Raw genomic sequence first — 16,848 nt, forward strand, 5'->3', positions numbered from 1 at the left:
CAGGAAGCGGGGCATGACGCAAGAGGGAAGCAGGCCTGCTTTAAAAACTTCATTTTCCCCCTGTTGCTCTCCAGCAGTGGTGCTATGGATAAAGAGTCCTTTAGCTACCAATTACGGAGGAAGCGACCAATGGCCGTTAAAATTGCAATCAACGGGTTCGGACGTATCGGGCGTCTGGTTCTTCGTGGCATCATCGAAAGCGGACGCACTGACGTCGAGCCGGTTCTGATCAATGATCTCGGTTCCGTGGAGGCCAACGCTCACCTTCTGAAGTACGACACCGTTCATGGTCGCCTGCCGGCTGAGGTCGAGGTCGTCAATGGTGACCTGCTCATCAAGACCCACCAGGGCCGTACCATCGGTCCGATCAAGGTGACGGCACAGCGCAACCCGGAAGAGATTCCGCTCCAGGGCGTCGACGTGGCCATGGAATGCACGGGTCTCTTCACGGCCCGTGACAAGGCTTCCGCCCTGCTGAAGGCTGGTGCCAAGCACGTGCTGATCTCCGCTCCGGGCAAGGATGCGGACGCAACGATCGTGTACGGCGTGAACAACGATGCCCTGAAGCCGGGCATGCAGATCGTCTCCAACGCTTCCTGCACGACCAACTGTCTCTCCCCGGTCGCTTCCGTGCTGGATGAGAAGTTCGGCATCGAGCGTGGCTACATGGTGACCGTCCACTCCTACACGGGTGACCAGCGCACCATCGACACGCTGCACAAGGACCCCCGCCGTGCCCGTGCCGCTGCCGTCAACATCATCCCGACCTCCACGGGTGCCGCCCGTGCCGTCGGTCTGGTCCTGCCGCACCTGAAGGGCAAGCTGGACGGTACGGCCATCCGTGTGCCGACGCCGAACGTCTCCCTCGTCTCCCTGGACTTCGTGCCGAAGCGCAAGCCGTCCTCCGTCGAGGAAGTCAACGAAGCCATCCGTGAGGCTTCCGAAGGCCGCCTGAAGGGCATCCTCGGCTACAACACGGAGCCGCTGGTGAGCCACGACTTCAACCACGTTCCGTTCTCCTCCACCTTCGATGCCACGCAGACGGCACTGGTTGATGGTGGCGAGCTGGTCCGTATCTGCGCCTGGTACGACAATGAGTGGGGCTTCTCCAACCGTATGTCTGACACGGCGTCTCTGTTCGGGAAACTCTGATCATGGCTTTTCGCACGCTTGATAAGGCGGAGGTACGTGGCAAACGCGTACTTCTCCGCGCTGACCTGAATGTCCCCATGCATGAGGGTGCCATTACCGATACGACCCGTATCGAGCGTGTGCTGCCGACCATCCGTGAACTGACTGAGAAGGGGGCCAAGGTCATCCTTCTCAGCCACTTCGACCGCCCCAAGGGCAAGGTCGTTCCTGAGATGTCGCTGGCACCGGTTGGCAAACGTCTGGGCGAGCTGCTCGGCAGCCCGGTCGCCTTCGCTGCGGACTGCGTAGGCCCCAAGGCCAAGGAAGCCGTGGATGCGCTGAAGGATGGCGGTGTCCTCCTGCTGGAGAACACACGTTTCCACGCCGGGGAAGAGAAGAACGATCCGGAATTCTCCAAGGCACTGGCTGCCAACGGGGACATTTATGTGGATGACGCCTTCTCTGCCGCTCACCGTGCCCATGCTTCCACCGAGGGCGTGGCCCGTCTGCTGCCGGCCTATGCTGGCCGCCTGATGGAAGCCGAGCTGAAGGCTCTTTCTGCTGCGCTGGAAAGCCCGAAGCGTCCTGTCGGTGCCGTGATCGGCGGGTCCAAGATTTCCACGAAGCTGGACCTGATCGGCAACGTGCTGGACAAGGTGGACGTGCTGTTCATTGGTGGGGCCATGGCCAACACCTTCCTCGCTGCTGAAGGCGTGAAGGTTGGCAAGTCTCTCCAGGAATCCGACATGCATGAGACGGCCCGCAAGATTGCCGCCCGTGCCAAGGAAAAAGGCTGCAAGCTGGTCCTGCCGGTGGATGCCGTCGTGGCCCGTGAGTTCAAGGCTGGTGCCGCCTCTGAGGTCGTGCCAGTGGACAAGGTGCCGGAAGACACCATGATCCTCGATGCTGGCCCGAAGACGGCCGAGCTGATCTCCAAACATCTTGCTGACCTGAAGACTCTTGTCTGGAACGGTCCGCTGGGTGCCTTCGAGATCGAGCCTTTCGACAAGGCAACCGTGGAAGTGGCCCGTGCCGCTGCCAGGCTGACCGAAGAAGGCAAGCTGCTGACAGTGGCTGGCGGTGGTGACACCGTTTCTGCCCTGCGTCACGCTGGCGTGGTCGACCGCATGAGCTATGTCTCCACGGCTGGCGGTGCCTTCCTCGAATGGCTGGAGGGCAAGACCCTTCCGGGTGTTGAGGTGCTGCGCGCCAGGTAAGATCAGCTTCGCTGGTTTTCAGGAAAAAGGCGGTGTCCTCCGGGATGCCGCCTTTTCTGTATCGGCCAGGTTTCTGTTTCACATGAAAAAACGCAGCCAAGGCACGGCCCTGCTGCGTTCCGTTCAGTCCGGTCCCGAAGAAAAGGTGGAAGGATCAGCCCTTTGCCCTGTCTTCCGTTTCCTCGGAGAAACCCTGCTCCCTGCGCCGCTCCTTGACGGCGGAGGCCATGGCCTTCTGCAGTTTCTCCATGGCCCGGGCCTCAATCTGCCGGATACGTTCACGGGAAACGCCATAATGATGGGAGAGTTCCTCCAGAGTGGATGGGTCTTCCTTCAGGCGGCGTTCTGTCAGGATATGACGCTCACGGTCATTGAGGGTCTGCATGGCCTCGGCGAGCAGGGCCTTGCGGCCGCTCATGTCCTCGCTCTCGGCCAGGGTGTCTTCCTGATTCTCGTTCTGGTCCACGAGCCAGTCCTGCCACTCCTGCTCGCCATCCACACGGAGGGGGGCATTCAGGCTGTGGTCCGGGGCCGTGAGGCGGCGGTTCATGGAGATGACATCCTGCTCCGGCACGCCCAGCGTTTTGGCGATGTGGTCGATCTGTTCCGGCTGGAGATCGCCCTCATCATAGGCCTGCATCTGCCCTTTCAGGCGGCGGAGGTTGAAGAAGAGCTTCTTCTGGGCGGCGGTCGTGCCCATTTTCACCAGAGACCAGCTGTGCAGGATGTATTCCTGAATGGCCGCCCGGATCCACCACATGGCATAGGTGGCCAGCCGGAAGCCCCGTTCCGGGTCAAAACGGCGGACGGCCTGCATCATGCCGATGTTGCCTTCACTGATCAGCTCGCTGACGGGCAGGCCGTAGCCCCGGTAGCTCATGGCGATCTTGGCGACAAGGCGGAGATGGGAGGTGACCAGCTCGTGGGCGGCACTGCTGTCGTGCTTGTCACGCCAGCGGCGGGCGAGGGCCAGTTCCTGCTCGGACGTGAGGAGGGGGAACCGGCGGATTTCCTGGAGATACCGGGAAAGGTTTGTCTCCGGGCCGATGGCGGGAAGAGTTGAGGGAGACTTCATGCGACTTCGACTCCTTGCACCCAGCTGGTGAAGAGACGGGTAAACCAGACCAGTCCATCCACCACAGGAAACAGCAGGACCAGCATGTGTGTTTTACATCCGGGCCGCCGCTGGCTCCATCGCAAATGAAGCAATGGAGACATGTTCCAGTTCATTACAGGACGCTGCTTGTCCTATAATTCTCTAATTGATTCCTTCTGGAAGTCAAACTTAATAATAGGTTAGGTGGCGTCCTTCCCTGAGAGGGCGTTCATAAGCACCTGAAAATCTTCCGGAATTGGGGCCTCGAAGCGCAGGGTTTCTTTCGTTCTGGGGTGGATGAATCCCAGCGTGGCGGCGTGCAGGGCCTGCCGGGGGAAGTCGAGGGCCTGATGGCGCACGTTCACGGGCAGCTTGCGGGCTGCTGTCGGGACACGGCGCAGATAGACCGGGTCGCCCAGTAGGGGGTGGCCATTATGGGACAGGTGGACACGGATCTGATGCGTCCGCCCCGTGGCCAGCCGACACTCCACGAGCGATACACCTGCATGGAAGGTTTCTTTCGTCGTGAAGCGTGTCAGGGCGTGCTTGCCGCCATTAGGGACGACGGCCATGCGCTTGCGGTCCCGCTTATCCCGTCCGATCGCCCCTTCAAACTCGCCTGAAGGCGGCAGGAGACCCCATGCCAGGGCGAGATAGGCCCGTTCCATCGTGCGGGCCGCAAAGGCTTCGGACAGGGCTTCGTGGGCGAGGGGTGTTTTTGCGACGACCATCACGCCGGATGTGTCCTTGTCCAGCCGATGGACGATGCCGGGGCGTTTTTCCCCGCCAATCCCTTCAAAGTCCGGCCCACAATGGCCAAGAAGGGCATTGACGAGGGTACCTGTCTCATTGCCGGGGGCGGGGTGGACGACCAGCCCGGCCGGTTTGTCCAGCACGATGAGGTCCCTGTCCTCAAACAGAATGTCCAGCGGGATGCTTTCGGCCTGCGGGCGGGCCGGTTCTGGCGGGGGCAGGCGCAGCTTCAGCGTCATTCCCTCCCGCAGGGCGAAGGCGGGGTCTCGCCGGGGCGTGCCGTTGCAGGTAAGATGGCCCGTCTCAATCAGGGCTTTGACACGGGAGCGGGAGAGGGTACCGATGGCGTCGGCCAGCATACGGTCGGCCCGCTGCCCTGTCTGCTCGGGCGTGATGGTGAATGAGAAGAGAGCGGGCGCATCCGCAGGGAGAGAATCGGAGATGAGTGAGTCGGACATGGCCCCCAATCTAGTCGAGCCGGGACAAAACAGCGAGTCGAACCCGCCACGTACGCCCAAGGCTCTGGTGGCGGCTGTCATCATCATGGGGGTGATGATCGTTCTGGGGACGGTCCTGCTGGTGGGAATCATCATTCACCGGATGATGAACCACTCTTCGGCCTCACCCGCTCCGGCAGCTCCCGGGCTTTCACGGGCAGCGGCAGGGCCTGCTTCTCTGGCAGGGCCAGCCCTGCTGAAACTGCCCAGACAGGCGGATGAGCAGGTCATGGCCGTCACGGCCCGCCCTGATGGCCTTCTGGCCATCATGCTCAAGACAGGGCAGGGCGATGCCCGCATCCTGCTCTGGCAGCCGGAGCAGGCCCGTCTTGTGGCGGAGCTGGACCTGACGGGGCCTGCCGTTCATTGATGGGGGCGGCCTTTGCAGGAGGGTCAGTCTTTTTCTGGAAACTCTGTCGGACATTCCCGCAGGATGGAGGCCATCAGGCCGGGAAAGCGGTCCTCCAACACGTCAAGACGGAGCGTGTTGCGGTGCTGGACCCCTTCCACACGGGTGTGCAGGATGCCGGCCTCCCGCAGGACCTGAAAATGGTGCGACATGCTGGATTTTGGCCTGCCACGCAGAAGGGTCGTGCAGTTGGCTTCCTTCAGGCCGTGCAGGTGGCAGATGATGCCCAGACGGACAGGGTCCGCCACGGCCCGCAGAAGGGGCAGGAGGGTGATGTCTTCCGGGGCGGGGTGATGATACAGCGCAGCCATGAGACCGTGTATCGGGAGTCGGGGGGCCGTTTGTCAAGGTTTCATTGTTCTATGTTGATAGAACAAAAAGGAAGTGTTAGCGTTTGAGAAGAACGGGCGGTGACACCGTTTGTCCCTGTCTCCGTCATCTGTCTGGTCATGTTTTTCAGGAGAAAACACCATGCCAACACTTTTCGATCCCATTTCCTTCGGGTCCATCAAGGCGGCCAACCGTGTCGTCATGGCACCGCTCACACGGGCAAGGGCAGGCAAGGATGCCGTCCCGACCCCCATCATGGCGGAATATTATGGCCAGCGGGCCAGTGCCGGTCTGATCATCTCCGAGGCGGTGGGCATTTCCCGTCAGGGGCTTGGCTGGGCCTATGCCACGGGCATCTGGAATGAGGAGCAGGTGAAGGGCTGGAAGACTGTCACCGATGCCGTGCATGAGAAGGGTGGCAGGATTGTCTGCCAGCTCTGGCACATGGGGCGGATGGTCCATTCCTCCACGACCGGGGAGCAGCCGGTGGCACCGTCTCCTTCCACGGCACCCGGGCACATCCACACCTACGAGGGCAAGGCTCCTTATGAGGAAGCCCGTGCGCTGCGTCTGGACGAGATTCCGGGCATCATCGAGGATTACGCCAGGGCTGCCCGCAATGCGATGAAGGCCGGGTTCGATGGCGTGCAGATTCATTCTGCCAATGGCTATCTGCTGGATGAGTTCCTGCGGGATGGCACCAATCACCGGACGGACGCCTATGGCGGGTCTGTCGAGAACCGTCTGCGTCTGCTGCGTGAGGTGACGGAAGCCGTCATCAAGGAAGTCGGGGCCGAGCATGTCGGCGTTCGCCTCTCCCCGAACGGGGAAGTGCAGGGCACGATTGACAGCAACCCGGAGGCCGTCTTCATCCCGGCGGCAAAGATGCTGAATGATCTGGGAGTGGCGTGGCTGGAACTCCGTGAGTCCAACCCATCCAGCACCTTCACGTTCGGCGGGGCCACGGAGCAGCCGAAACTGTCACCGGAAATCCGCAAGGTCTTTACCCGTCCACTGGTGCTGAATCAGGAATATACACGGGATGAGGCCCTGAAGGCCGTGGCGGATGGCAGGGCTGACGCCATCAGCTTTGGTCGTGCCTATATTGCCAACCCGGACCTCGTGCGCCGCCTGAAGGACGATCTGCCGCTTCAGGATGATGACATGGCGACATGGTACGGCCCGATTGGAGCCAAGGGCTATACGGACTATCCGTTCGCCAAGTGATAGGGTGATGACTCTCTTTGAAGGCGGGGTGGTGACCGGGTTGTCCGGTCCCACCCCGTTTTTGTGTCTGGGATCAGTCCAGCGGGCGGGTCAGCTCGTACAGGGCAACGGCGGAGGCGTTGGAGACGTTCAGGCTCTCCATCGGGCCGGACATGTGGATGGAGGCGATCTCATCGCAGGTTTCCCGTGTCAGGCGGCGCAGGCCGGCCCCTTCGGCCCCCAGAACCAGAGCCACACGGCGGTCGCCGAGCTGGTTGCGGTCCAGCCTCGTGCCGCCTGCATCCAGCCCCACGACCCAGAACCCGGCTTTCTGAAGGCCCTGTAAGGCACGGGAAATGTTGGTCTCCCGGATGATGGGCACGACATCCAGCCCGCCGGAGGCCGCCTTGGCCATGGTGCCGGTCTCATCAGGTGTATGGCGGTCCTGCACCAAGAGGGCAGCGGCCCCGAAGGCGGCGGCCGAGCGCAGGATGGCCCCGATGTTGCGGGGGTCCGTGACCTGGTCCAGCACCAGAATGGGGCCGGGGCGGTCGATGACATCCACGAGGGCGGGATTTTCCAGTGGTTCGACATTCAGGCAGACGCCCTGATGCACGGCGTCTTTCCCGCAGAGGGCATCCAGCTCCTCCCGGCTGACGATGCGGGGCTGATGGGCCGTCTCGGGCAGGGAGTCGGCGGCTTCCTTTGTCGCCAGAAGGCCGTAGATGACCCGTGCAGGGTTGAGCAGGGCGGCCTCCACGGCGTGCTGGCCGTAGATCCAGTAGCCCTTGCCCGTGGCGGGGGCACCGTGCCGGGTCGTGCTGCGGCGGGAGCGGTTGCGGGAGAGATTCTGCGCCTCGGGCAGGGCCACACGGCGGGAGGATGATTTTCTAGCCATAAGTCTTTGTATAATCTTTCTGGCCCGCATTGACATAGCAGTAAATGCGTATTATCACACGCTCATCCTGAGTTCGGAGGGGTGCCCGAGTGGCTAAAGGGGGCGGACTGTAAATCCGCTGGCGTACGCCTACGTTGGTTCGAATCCAACCCCCTCCACCAGGTGGTTTTTCCTAAAAAACTTGGTTGACTGGCCTCATACTATCATGGATGAGGATGCTTGCTTTTTAGGTTGTTTTTATCTGGTCATAGAGGATTAGCGCATCACGTTTCAGTGTTTCTCGGTGTAGCGGGTGTGTATGTTTGTCGTTTATCAGTTCTATTAGTTTCTGATGTAGTTGTTTAAACCATTCTTTTTCGGGATGTAGAGGGTTAGACGTATTCTGGGACTGTTGGAAGCGGTGGTTTAGTCTCGAGAATGCTATGTCTCTACTATAACCAATAAGATCATTAAGGCTTTCCAAAAAATATGATGGGTCAGTTTCATTAAGAAAGGGATTTTCTGTAAGGTAGTTATAGTTATCATATTTTACTATATCAAGAAGTTCTAATATTTTTCCTTTTTCAATTTTGTATTTTACATAATTTTTTATATTAGTTTTGATGAACTGATTCTTTTCTTTTGAGAAGGAAAGTAGTATATCCTTAAAAGATTCACTGCCTCTTTCGATATACATTAAACTGTGACTATATTTGCTAAGAAAAATTTTGTCAGCATAGTCTTTTATATCTTTTTCCTGATTAAAGAGGTGTTTTTTGAAGTATCTCTTTATATTTGTTTTTAGTGTACTGATTGGCTCTTCATTGAATGGTGAAACGTTAAGGCGCGCCAGCATAAGGTAAATATCACACATTTTAATTAATTCGTAGTCATCTTGTGCATTTAATTCATGAAATTCTTCTAAAAATTCCTTTAATAATTTGTCGTACTCATTTTTATCGTATTGCTGATAAGAATGTATTTTCTTATAGGCTGGAATGTAAATTTCATTTGATATGATATTTGAGAGATATGAGCGTTCATCAGGATTTAATATGCCATTTTTTATGAGTTGATACATAATGCGAACTGTATTTTGCTGCTCTTTCATCATAGGAAAATAAGTTTTTAGTCTTATTTTTGAGTGTTTTTCTTTGATATTTTTATAATATTCGTTAGAAAATCTATCTTTTGCAAATTTTTCATTAAAATCGAACAACATTATATGATGAAGATCATCAAATGTATTTTTATTTATGGAATTTTCTATAATAACACCGTAAAGAATAGATAGAATATTTAGTATATTTCTAGCGCATACTATATTATCAATTTCTTTATATGTGTATTCTAAGAGGTCTTCTCCAAATGTTTTAAAAAATCAATAAATCTTAAATTGTTGCAGGAAGATTTGATAATTAAATCGTAAATGTATTCCTTATTTTCTTCAATGAATGAAATAAGTATACTTTTTTTATTTTCTGTAATGAATTTTTTGAATGTTCTTTCTATGTCAGGCGTCAGGTGTAAAAAAAGATAGATAGTTTTCTCTTTTACACGGTCATATCGGTCTCTCTCTACCTCACTATCAGCAGCAATGTCTTTCTCATTGGCAACAAGAATGACACGGTCTTCGTGGGATTCCACCAAAGGCTGTACGAGGGCCAATATGTCGGATACGGGCATTTTTGCACGTTCCACGTCATCGAAGACGAGAATGCGGTTTCTGAATATCCTGTCTTTGTTTCCTGTATTGTCCGGAATCCCCAGAACAGCTGACAGGTCAGCCTTTCCGTTTTCCAGATGATGAAGGTCAATCTTCAGTGTGCTTTTCAGAAGTCCTTTGAAAACGACTTTTCCAAGCTCTCCTATCTTGCCTCCCAGTATGGGATGCATGGCCGCATAGATGGCTTTGGTAATTTCTTCGGCGTCCTGAATCCCGTAAAGGGATACATAGATCATGCCCAGTTCACTGTCTGATATGCGGTTTTTTTCTTTTTTTCAAAAAAGCGTTTTATGAACCACGTTTTGCCGCAGCCCCATGCGCCATCCAGCATAAGTGCGAAGGGAGGTCTGCTGGCTCCGTAACAGTATTTATCAAGCACCTTGGCTATGTTGGCATTCGGACCAGCCCATTCGTAATCGTCAGTCATTCGGTGAGGTATTCCTTAACAGTGTAAACTTTACCTTTTTGTGCCGAAGGTAGGAGAAAAAAGATGTCCAGACACGAAGCCGGGCGTTATTTTGCAGGCATGAGGCCGGTGTGAGATATGCTAATCTTGCCACTCTGCTAACGAACGGTCGGGAGGCTGTCATGGCCGGAACATCATCATCAGATCATCATGTCAGTTCCCTGCAAAGTCATGGATTGGAGCCGCACGGCATGATCCGTGTGGAAGGCGCACAGGAGCATAACCTGAAGGATGTTTCACTGGAGGTGCCACGGGGCTGTCTGGTGGTGTTCACCGGCGTGTCCGGGTCGGGCAAGTCGTCTCTGGCGTTCGGGACGCTCTATGCCGAGGCGCAGCGGCGGTATCTGGAGACGGTCGCTCCCTATGCACGGCGGCTGTTCCATCAGCTGCCTCCACCGAAAATCCGTAGCATCGAAGGGCTGCCGCCCGTCATCGCCCTTCAGCAGCAGGCAGGCACGAGCAGCCGGTCATCCGTGGGCAGCGTGACGACCCTCTCCAATCTGCTGCGTATGCTCTATTCCCGGGCAGGGACGTATCCGGTTGGTGCGCCCATGCTGGAGAGTGACGATTTCTCCGCCAATACGCCGCAGGGGGCCTGTCCACGCTGTCAGGGCACGGGATGGCTCTATGATGTCGTGGAAGAAAAGATGGTGCCCGACCCGACGCTGACCCTGCGGGAAAAGGCCGTGGCCGCATGGCCCGGTGCGTGGCAGGGGCAGAACCTGCGGGACATCCTCATGATGCGTGGGGTCGATCTGGACACGCCGTGGCAGGACCTGCCCAGGGAAACACGGGACTGGATTCTGTACACGGATGAAACCCCGACAGAACCGATCTACCGGGGCCTGAACTACGCCGAGAGTCAGGCGGCCATGAAGCGGGGAGAGCCGGCGACCTATCAGGGCACCTTCGCCAGCGCACGCCGCCATGTGATGCAGAGTTTCCACGGCTCCAAGAGTGCGAAGATGCGTGCCCGTGCGGCGACCTTCATGCAGGCGACACGCTGCCCGGTCTGTCACGGTGCCCGTCTGAAGCCTGAAGCCTTGGCCGTGACGTTTGCGGGGCAGGATATTGCGGCCCTGTCCCACCTGCCGCTGGAACGGCTTCATGCCGTGCTGAAAGACCAGCTGGCAGGGGAGCGGCGGGATGATGCGCAGGGGCGTGTGATTGAGGAAATCGGCACGGCCCTGCTCCGGCGGCTGGAGATACTGCTGGAGCTGGGGCTGGGCTATCTTCAGACGGACCGGACCGTGGACAGTCTTTCCCCCGGCGAATATCAGCGTCTGCGGCTGGGGACGCAGGTCCATTCCGCCCTGTTTGGCGTGGCCTACGTGCTGGATGAACCCGCCGCCGGACTGCATCCGGCGGATATCGAGGCCCTGCTGAACGTGCTGGCCCGTTTGCCTCGGGCCGGAAACTCCCTGCTGGTCGTGGAGCATGATCCTGTCGTCATGCGGCGGGCGGACTGGCTGGTGGATATCGGCCCCGGTGCGGGCAGCCATGGCGGGCAGGTTCTTTACAGTGGCCCGCCGGATGGCCTGCGGCAGGTGGAGGCCTCCCGCACAAGGCCTTATCTCTTTGCCCCGCCGCCTCTGGAGCGTGGTCCCGGCCGACAGGTGGAGCGGTGGCTCCAGCTTGAGGGAATCACATGGCGGAACATGAAGGACCTGTCCCTGAAGCTGCCATTGGGTGCTCTGGTGAGCGTGACGGGTGTTTCCGGTTCCGGCAAGTCCAGTCTGGTCAGTCAGGCTCTGGTGAGCCTTCTGGGGCGTGCGCTGGGCCAGAAGGTCGAAGAAGCGGATGAACCGCAGGATGGTGACGACACCACACCTCTGGCGGACGAGGCCGTGGAGGCCCAGCCGGAAGGGCGTGTCGTTGCGGGGCTGGAGCATGTCCGGCGTCTGGCCATCATCACGCAGAAGCCCATCGGGCGGACGTCACGCTCCAATCTGGCGACCTATACGGGCATTTTTGACCAGATACGCAGGCTCTTCGCCGCAACGGAAGCCGCCCGCAGGGCGAAGCTGGATGAAAGCTGCTTCAGCTTCAATGTGGCCAAGGGGCGGTGCCCGCATTGCGAGGGGTTGGGGACGGTCTCGGTCGGTCTGCTCTTCATGCCCGGTGTGGAGGCTCCCTGTCCGGTCTGTCATGGAGCACGCTACAGGGATGAGGTGCTGGCCATCACGCTGCGGGAGAAGAACATCGCCGACGTGCTGGCCATGACCGTGGAGGAGGCCTGTACCTTCTTTGCTGGAGAAGGGGCACTGGCCCGTGGGCTGGAAACGCTGGAGCAGTCTGGCCTTGGCTATCTCCGTCTTGGCCAGCCTGCACCGGAACTGTCCGGTGGTGAGGCGCAGCGGCTCAAACTGGCAACGGAACTGCAGAAGCGGCGGCCCGCCCCCATGCTGTATGTTCTGGATGAACCCACGACCGGCCTGCATCCTTCTGATACGGACAGGCTGCTGGGCCAGCTCCAGACACTGGTGGAGCAGGGGCACAGTGTGGTCGTGACCGAACATAACATGCGTGTGGCGGCGGCGAGTGACTGGGTGATCGACATTGGCCCCGGTAGTGGGGAGAAGGGCGGGAAGATCATTGCCTCCGGCCCGCCGGAGGAGGTGGCTAGGACCCCTGAAAGCCGGACAGGGCCGTATCTGCGGGAGGTGCTGGCCGGGGAGTGACGGGGTGGCCCCGCCGGGGTCTGGTCCTGGTGGGGCTGGTCGGTCAGTCGGTCTTCAGTGTGGTCATGTCGATCACGAAGCGGTAGTGCGTGTCGCCCTGTTCCAGCTGGCGGAAAGCCTCGTTGATGTCCTGAATGGCGATGGTTTTCGTGTCGGGCAGGATGTTTTTGCGGGCACAGAAGTCCAGAAGCTCCTGCGTTTCACGGATGCCCCCGGCGAGCGAGCTGGTGATATTGCGGCGGCCATAGACCAGCGGCAGGGTTGAGAGTGCCGGTATGGGGCCGACCTGCCCGACAAGGGAGATCGTGCCGTCCACATCCAGCAGGGAAAGGTAGGGGTTGATGTCATGCTCCACCGGGATGGTGTCGATGATGAGGTCAAAACGGCTGGCTGCCTCCTGCATAGCTTTTTCATCGCCAGAGGCGAGAAAGCTGTCTGCCCCTAGGGCGAGGGCTTCCTGTTCTTTCTTCCCGCTGCGTGAAAGGACGGTGACTTCCGCTCCCAGGGCGGATGCCAGCTTCACGGCCATCTGGCCCAGCCCGCCAAGGCCGATGACGGCAACCCGTGATCCGGGACCGGCACGCCATGTCCGCAGGGGGGACCATGTGGTGATGCCGGCACAGAGTAGCGGTGCCGCCCTGGAGGTATCCAGCCCGGCCGGTACTTTCAGGACGAATTCCTGCCGGGCGACGAGGTGCCTAGAATAGCCGCCCATGTTGGGAGTTCCGTCCACGGCATCAAGGCCACCATAGACCCCATTCATGCCGATGGGGTGTTTCCCGCCCTCACGGCAATATTGTTCCTCACCTTTGCGGCACTGGTCGCATGTCATGCAGCTGTCCACCATGCAGCCGACGGCAACGATGTCCCCGGCCCGGTGGCGGGTCACCTCCGGGCCGACCTCCAGCACGCAGCCGATGCTCTCGTGGCCGGGAATGGCCGGATAGGGCGTATGGCCCCAGTCATTGCGCACCCAGTGCAGATCGGAGTGACAGACCCCGCAATAGAGGACCTCCATCACCACGTCATTGGGGCGGGGATTGCGGCGGTCAAAATGGAGGGGGGCGAGAGGGGCCTCGGCAGAGGTGCAGGCAAAGCCAATGGTGCGCATGGGATCATCCTTCCCTGAAGAGCGGCGATTGAACGGGCCGGCTGCGAGCCTATGGAACGTTAATCTTCCAGGAGGGATGGCAGGTCTGCTTCAGAACCACACATCTTCATGCTGGGCCGTATAGGCATCCACGCCCATGCGGCGGATGTGCTGGAGGTCGGCCTGGGGCGGGCGGCCGAAGGTTTTCCTGTACTCACGGCTGAACTGGGAGGGACTGTCATACCCTACCTGAAAGCCTGCGCTGGCAGCGCCCATCTCTTCATGTACCATGAGGCGGCGTGCTTCCTGCAGGCGCAGCTTCGTGCGGTACTGGAGGGGCGTCATGCCTGTCAGCTCTCCGAAACGTTTGTAGAAGCTGGACTGGCCCATCCCGGCGATCTTCACTAGCGTGCCGATCTCGAACCGTTCCTGAAAATGGTGGCGCAGATGGATGATGGCCCTGTTGATGCGGGAGAGGTCACTCTGGAGGTGGGCCGTTTCCTGAAGAACATGGCCCTGCTGGCCATGAAGAAAGAGATAGAGGAGTTCCTTCTTGTAGAGCTGCGCCAGAAATTTCTGGTCGCCGTTCCGGGCGAGCAGCCCGACCAGCCGCAGCAGGGCATCCAGCAGGTCGTCGGTGATCTGGCTCACTCCCATGGCGGATATGGGAGAGCTGTTTTCCTTCCGGAGGGCCAGTTTCCGGGCCTGACGGCTGAGGGCGGACTGGCTCTCCCGGAGGAGCTGCTCCATCTCCGTGGAGGAGAAGCTGATGCACAGGGCCAGATAAGGTCTTTCCGCCGAGGCCCGGGTGATCTGGCCGGAGACGGGCAGGTCCAGCGTGGAGATCAGATACTCGCCCTCGTCATAGGGCAGGGGCTGCTCATGAAGGTGAAGGATTTTCTGCCCCTGCACGACGATGTAGATGCGGGGTTCGTAAACGACCAGAACGGGGTCGGTCACGGTCTCGGTACGATAGAGGGTCAGGAAGTCGAAGGCCGTATGGGTGACCTTGTCAGGGCAGTGGTGGATCACGGCGTCCTGAAGGGCGGAAAGCTGGCTATGTGACATGATGCTCTCTTTACTGCTTCAGGGTCGTTCCGGCCCGAGGGCAGGTCACCGGAGGATGACCTGTTCGATATGGTGCCGGTAGGCCGTTTTGATGCCTTCCACGTCCGGATTCTTCATCACGTCTGTTGCGAGAAAGGTCGGCAGGCGGTCCATGCCGAGGAAGGCATGGGCCCGGTAGAACGGGAAAAGCACGGCATCAATGCCACCGCCGCCGAAAAACTGGGCATCGTCTTCGAAGGCCTCGAGAGGGGCGTTCCATGTGGTCGAGACCATGAAGCGTTTGCCTTGGAGGAGGCCGCCGGAGCCATAATGTTTTGAAGGATCGTGACGGCTGCGGCCGTCGCTGCTGTAAAACAGGCCATGAGCCTGCGTGAAGACCTCATCCATGTATTTCTTCAGGGGCCACGGCGTGCCCATCCACCATCCCGGAAACTGGTAGATGATGATGTCCGCTTTCAGGATGGCCTTGATCTCGCCTTCCGTATCATAGCCTTCATCAATGATGGTCTGGCCGACTCCAAAACCGGCTTCTTCAAGAAGGGAGGCCGCCAGAGTCTGGAGGGTGTGATTCAGCTTCCCCGAGGAGTGTGCGAAGGGTTTTGCACCATTGATGAGGTGAATGTGGGTCATGAAACGGGCTTCCGTGAGAGGTTTACAGAGATGTCCAGTTCATTAATCAGAGGGGGAGACGTCAAGGGAAAAATGGCGGTTTTTTCTGGCAGAAAGGCCATAAAATGGCCTTATGGAGGTAAGATTTTCGCCTGAAACAGTCCTTATTTAAAAGAATATTTTGATTGCATTTAAAATATGGAAGGCTATTTTAATGTCGTGTTAGCGTTAAGTCTTGATAACAGGGGGGATATGAAACGGTGACAAAAAGGAAAACTGCCATGCGGTTGATTTGTGTCGGTGACAGCCCGAAGAATATGGACGGGCGTCCCTGTTCCACCCTGTCCGAAGCTGTCTCGGAAGGCGGCATCTTTCTGCGCATCTCCGGGCGGGAAGGTGTGCTCAGTGCCCTGCGTAACGACCAGTCGGATGTGGCGGTCATCCAGCAGACCAGCCCGGACCCCCTGCTGATCCGGACGATCCGCAACAACCGCTTCAGCCTGCCGATTCTGGTCATCGCCCGGAACCTGACATCACAGAATGTTGCCGAGGCCCTCGCTGCCGGTGCAGATGACTGCGTGCCCATCACGGTGGGACCGGTGGAGCTGCTGGCCCGGCTGAAGGCCATTGTCCGGCGTGTCATGGATCATGGCGTGACCAGCCAGATCATCACGGTCGGGCGGCTGACGGTGAAGGAGGACACCCGTGAGGTGCTGGTGGATGAGGAGCTTCTGCCGCTGACACAGGGTGAGTATGACATCATGTCCCTCATGGTGCGCCGTCGTGGCAGCCTGCTGAACAAGGCCGCCATCCTCTCCACCCTGTATGCGGGACGGGAGAAGCCCATCAGCAAGACCATCGACGTCATGGTCTGCCGCATCCGGCAGAAGCTGCGTGTCCGTGGCATCCAGAAACCGTTCATCACGAGCTGGGGTATGGGATACCGCCTGAATGAGGAGGCCTTCCTGCCGCTGGGCGCACGGGCGGAGGATGAATGCGCCCCCGTCCAGCCGGCGATGCGTGAGGCCAGCATGCCGGTCTCGGCCGGTTTTGGCGTGACGGCAGCCATGGCGGAAAAGGCCGAAGGGCGTGATGCCGTAGAAAAGGCTGCCAGACAGCCCGAACCCCAGGCCTGAGAACGGAGCGGAACCGTATGAGTGATGAGGCGACCACTCCGGACGCTGGGGGAGACGGAACGGCAGCCCAGGGCGAGGGCAGGAAAGGTTTCTCCAGGAAGAAACTGCTCCTGCTCGTGGTCCTTCCCCTGCTTCTGATCGGCGGGGGCGTGGGGGCCTGGCAGGCCCATCTCCTGCCGTTCGGTGGCGGTGGAAAACCGGCGGCCAAGGCAGCGGTGGCAGAGAACAGGGAGGCGGCCTCGCACCGTCTCCTTCTCTCCGTTCCGTCGGCCACGGCCAATCTGGACAACGGGGCCGGACGGACGGTGTACGTCAAGATGACGGCCAGCGTCGAGGTGGAAGGGGCGGACACCCTGGCCACCCTGCAGGGGCGGATTCCGGAAGTGCAGGACATCTTCCAGACATACCTGCATGAGAGCCGCCCGCAGGACCTGCATGGCAGCGGTTTCTACCGGCTGCGCGAGGCCCTGCTGAGACGCCTGCGGGTGGCTTTTGCCCCGCTGAACGTCACCAACATTTACATCACGGAACTTCTAACCCAGTAAGGTGGACTTGG

The 16,848-nt window shown here is 58.7% G+C and carries 17 protein-coding genes and 1 tRNA gene; 8 read left to right on the forward strand and 10 right to left on the reverse strand.

What is annotated here, in order from left to right:
* Positions 1 to 129 precede the first annotated feature (129 nt).
* Together gap and CPA56_RS05385 are read left to right on the forward strand one after the other, a co-directional pair.
* Positions 130 to 1,152 (forward strand): type I glyceraldehyde-3-phosphate dehydrogenase, encoded by a 1,023-nt coding sequence (gene gap, locus CPA56_RS05380; protein WP_182041013.1) that lies wholly within the window; start codon positions 130 to 132, stop codon positions 1,150 to 1,152.
* Positions 1,153 to 1,154: 2 nt separating this feature from the next.
* Positions 1,155 to 2,348, forward strand: coding sequence for a phosphoglycerate kinase (locus tag CPA56_RS05385; protein WP_182041014.1), 1,194 nt, complete (start codon positions 1,155 to 1,157; stop codon positions 2,346 to 2,348).
* A gap of 154 nt (positions 2,349 to 2,502) precedes the next feature.
* On the opposite strand, the gene rpoH is transcribed toward CPA56_RS05385, so the two are convergent.
* Together rpoH and CPA56_RS05395 are read right to left on the reverse strand one after the other, a co-directional pair.
* Positions 2,503 to 3,423 carry an RNA polymerase sigma factor RpoH gene (rpoH, locus tag CPA56_RS05390; protein ID WP_182041015.1) on the reverse strand — a complete coding sequence of 307 codons (921 nt, stop codon included), beginning with the start codon at positions 3,421 to 3,423 and terminating at the stop codon, positions 2,503 to 2,505.
* A 221-nt stretch (positions 3,424 to 3,644) separates the two neighbouring features.
* Positions 3,645 to 4,655, reverse strand: coding sequence for an RluA family pseudouridine synthase (locus CPA56_RS05395; protein ID WP_182041016.1), 1,011 nt, complete (start codon positions 4,653 to 4,655; stop codon positions 3,645 to 3,647).
* On the opposite strand from CPA56_RS05395, the gene CPA56_RS05400 reads away from it, so the two are divergent.
* Positions 4,639 to 5,064 carry a hypothetical protein gene (locus CPA56_RS05400; protein ID WP_229707437.1) on the forward strand — a complete coding sequence of 142 codons (426 nt, stop codon included), beginning with the start codon at positions 4,639 to 4,641 and terminating at the stop codon, positions 5,062 to 5,064. The two genes, CPA56_RS05395 and CPA56_RS05400, sit on opposite strands and share 17 nt — an antisense overlap.
* A 23-nt stretch (positions 5,065 to 5,087) precedes the next feature.
* On the opposite strand, the gene CPA56_RS05405 is transcribed toward CPA56_RS05400, so the two are convergent.
* Positions 5,088 to 5,414 carry an ArsR/SmtB family transcription factor gene (locus tag CPA56_RS05405; protein WP_081562807.1) on the reverse strand — a complete coding sequence of 109 codons (327 nt, stop codon included), beginning with the start codon at positions 5,412 to 5,414 and terminating at the stop codon, positions 5,088 to 5,090.
* Between the two features lie 160 nt (positions 5,415 to 5,574).
* Here CPA56_RS05405 and CPA56_RS05410 point away from each other — a divergent pair, with 160 nt between their 5' ends.
* Positions 5,575 to 6,660: an alkene reductase gene (locus tag CPA56_RS05410; RefSeq protein WP_182041017.1), complete on the forward strand. Its 1,086-nt coding sequence runs from the start codon at positions 5,575 to 5,577 to the stop codon at positions 6,658 to 6,660.
* Positions 6,661 to 6,733: 73 nt separating this feature from the next.
* Here the strand turns inward: CPA56_RS05410 and rlmB are convergent, their stop codons facing one another.
* Complete coding sequence (gene rlmB / locus CPA56_RS05415) at positions 6,734 to 7,537, reverse strand: 23S rRNA (guanosine(2251)-2'-O)-methyltransferase RlmB (protein WP_182041018.1); 804 nt, start codon at positions 7,535 to 7,537, stop codon at positions 6,734 to 6,736.
* 75 nt (positions 7,538 to 7,612) lie between these two features.
* On the opposite strand from rlmB, the gene CPA56_RS05420 reads away from it, so the two are divergent.
* A tRNA-Tyr gene (locus CPA56_RS05420) sits at positions 7,613 to 7,698 on the forward strand.
* Between the two features lie 65 nt (positions 7,699 to 7,763).
* On the opposite strand, the gene CPA56_RS05425 is transcribed toward CPA56_RS05420, so the two are convergent.
* The 3 genes from CPA56_RS05425 to CPA56_RS05435 all read right to left on the reverse strand — a co-directional run bounded on the left by CPA56_RS05425 (position 7,764) and on the right by CPA56_RS05435 (position 9,669).
* A complete protein-coding gene (locus CPA56_RS05425; protein WP_182041019.1) occupies positions 7,764 to 8,738 on the reverse strand; it encodes a hypothetical protein in 975 nt (324 codons plus the stop codon).
* A gap of 128 nt (positions 8,739 to 8,866) precedes the next feature.
* Positions 8,867 to 9,478, reverse strand: coding sequence for a hypothetical protein (locus tag CPA56_RS05430; protein WP_182041020.1), 612 nt, complete (start codon positions 9,476 to 9,478; stop codon positions 8,867 to 8,869).
* Positions 9,475 to 9,669 carry a P-loop NTPase fold protein gene (locus CPA56_RS05435; protein ID WP_182041021.1) on the reverse strand — a complete coding sequence of 65 codons (195 nt, stop codon included), beginning with the start codon at positions 9,667 to 9,669 and terminating at the stop codon, positions 9,475 to 9,477. Before CPA56_RS05435 ends, CPA56_RS05430 begins: the two co-directional genes overlap by 4 nt.
* A gap of 161 nt (positions 9,670 to 9,830) precedes the next feature.
* Between CPA56_RS05435 and CPA56_RS05440 the strand changes: the two genes are divergently transcribed.
* Positions 9,831 to 12,389: an excinuclease ABC subunit UvrA gene (locus CPA56_RS05440; protein WP_407645652.1), complete on the forward strand. Its 2,559-nt coding sequence runs from the start codon at positions 9,831 to 9,833 to the stop codon at positions 12,387 to 12,389.
* Positions 12,390 to 12,432: 43 nt separating this feature from the next.
* Here the strand turns inward: CPA56_RS05440 and CPA56_RS05445 are convergent, their stop codons facing one another.
* The 3 genes from CPA56_RS05445 to CPA56_RS05455 form a co-directional block, all read right to left on the reverse strand.
* Positions 12,433 to 13,500 carry an NAD(P)-dependent alcohol dehydrogenase gene (locus tag CPA56_RS05445; RefSeq protein WP_182041022.1) on the reverse strand — a complete coding sequence of 356 codons (1,068 nt, stop codon included), beginning with the start codon at positions 13,498 to 13,500 and terminating at the stop codon, positions 12,433 to 12,435.
* A 90-nt stretch (positions 13,501 to 13,590) separates the two neighbouring features.
* Positions 13,591 to 14,547 (reverse strand): AraC family transcriptional regulator, encoded by a 957-nt coding sequence (locus CPA56_RS05450; protein ID WP_182041023.1) that lies wholly within the window; start codon positions 14,545 to 14,547, stop codon positions 13,591 to 13,593.
* A 45-nt stretch (positions 14,548 to 14,592) separates the two neighbouring features.
* On the reverse strand, positions 14,593 to 15,177 hold the full coding sequence (locus CPA56_RS05455; protein WP_182041024.1) for an NAD(P)H-dependent oxidoreductase: 585 nt from the start codon (positions 15,175 to 15,177) through the stop codon (positions 14,593 to 14,595).
* Between the two features lie 260 nt (positions 15,178 to 15,437).
* Here CPA56_RS05455 and CPA56_RS05460 point away from each other — a divergent pair, with 260 nt between their 5' ends.
* Positions 15,438 to 16,292, forward strand: a complete 855-nt coding sequence (locus CPA56_RS05460; RefSeq protein ID WP_182041025.1) for a response regulator transcription factor — start codon at positions 15,438 to 15,440, stop codon at positions 16,290 to 16,292.
* A 17-nt stretch (positions 16,293 to 16,309) separates the two neighbouring features.
* Positions 16,310 to 16,837 (forward strand): flagellar basal body-associated FliL family protein, encoded by a 528-nt coding sequence (locus CPA56_RS05465; protein WP_182041026.1) that lies wholly within the window; start codon positions 16,310 to 16,312, stop codon positions 16,835 to 16,837.
* Positions 16,838 to 16,848: the final 11 nt, after the last annotated feature.

The sequence above is a fragment of the Bombella mellum genome (assembly GCF_014048465.1).
GTDB lineage: Bacteria > Pseudomonadota > Alphaproteobacteria > Acetobacterales > Acetobacteraceae > Bombella > Bombella mellum.

Excerpts from the sequence above, each read along its gene's own strand:
- gap (WP_182041013.1), top strand. The coding sequence starts at position 130 with ATGGCCGTTAAAATTGCAATCAACGGGTTCGGACGTATCGGGCGTCTG.
- CPA56_RS05385 (WP_182041014.1), top strand. The coding sequence starts at position 1,155 with ATGGCTTTTCGCACGCTTGATAAGGCGGAGGTACGTGGCAAACGCGTA.
- rpoH (WP_182041015.1), bottom strand. The coding sequence starts at position 3,423 with ATGAAGTCTCCCTCAACTCTTCCCGCCATCGGCCCGGAGACAAACCTT.
- CPA56_RS05400 (WP_229707437.1), top strand. The coding sequence starts at position 4,639 with ATGAGTGAGTCGGACATGGCCCCCAATCTAGTCGAGCCGGGACAAAAC.
- CPA56_RS05395 (WP_182041016.1), bottom strand. The coding sequence starts at position 4,655 with ATGTCCGACTCACTCATCTCCGATTCTCTCCCTGCGGATGCGCCCGCT.
- CPA56_RS05405 (WP_081562807.1), bottom strand. The coding sequence starts at position 5,414 with ATGGCTGCGCTGTATCATCACCCCGCCCCGGAAGACATCACCCTCCTG.
- CPA56_RS05410 (WP_182041017.1), top strand. The coding sequence starts at position 5,575 with ATGCCAACACTTTTCGATCCCATTTCCTTCGGGTCCATCAAGGCGGCC.
- rlmB (WP_182041018.1), bottom strand. The coding sequence starts at position 7,537 with ATGGCTAGAAAATCATCCTCCCGCCGTGTGGCCCTGCCCGAGGCGCAG.
- CPA56_RS05425 (WP_182041019.1), bottom strand. The coding sequence starts at position 8,738 with ATGTTGTTCGATTTTAATGAAAAATTTGCAAAAGATAGATTTTCTAAC.
- CPA56_RS05430 (WP_182041020.1), bottom strand. The coding sequence starts at position 9,478 with ATGATCTATGTATCCCTTTACGGGATTCAGGACGCCGAAGAAATTACC.
- CPA56_RS05435 (WP_182041021.1), bottom strand. The coding sequence starts at position 9,669 with ATGACTGACGATTACGAATGGGCTGGTCCGAATGCCAACATAGCCAAG.
- CPA56_RS05440 (WP_407645652.1), top strand. The coding sequence starts at position 9,831 with ATGGCCGGAACATCATCATCAGATCATCATGTCAGTTCCCTGCAAAGT.
- CPA56_RS05445 (WP_182041022.1), bottom strand. The coding sequence starts at position 13,500 with ATGCGCACCATTGGCTTTGCCTGCACCTCTGCCGAGGCCCCTCTCGCC.
- CPA56_RS05450 (WP_182041023.1), bottom strand. The coding sequence starts at position 14,547 with ATGTCACATAGCCAGCTTTCCGCCCTTCAGGACGCCGTGATCCACCAC.
- CPA56_RS05455 (WP_182041024.1), bottom strand. The coding sequence starts at position 15,177 with ATGACCCACATTCACCTCATCAATGGTGCAAAACCCTTCGCACACTCC.
- CPA56_RS05460 (WP_182041025.1), top strand. The coding sequence starts at position 15,438 with ATGCGGTTGATTTGTGTCGGTGACAGCCCGAAGAATATGGACGGGCGT.
- CPA56_RS05465 (WP_182041026.1), top strand. The coding sequence starts at position 16,310 with ATGAGTGATGAGGCGACCACTCCGGACGCTGGGGGAGACGGAACGGCA.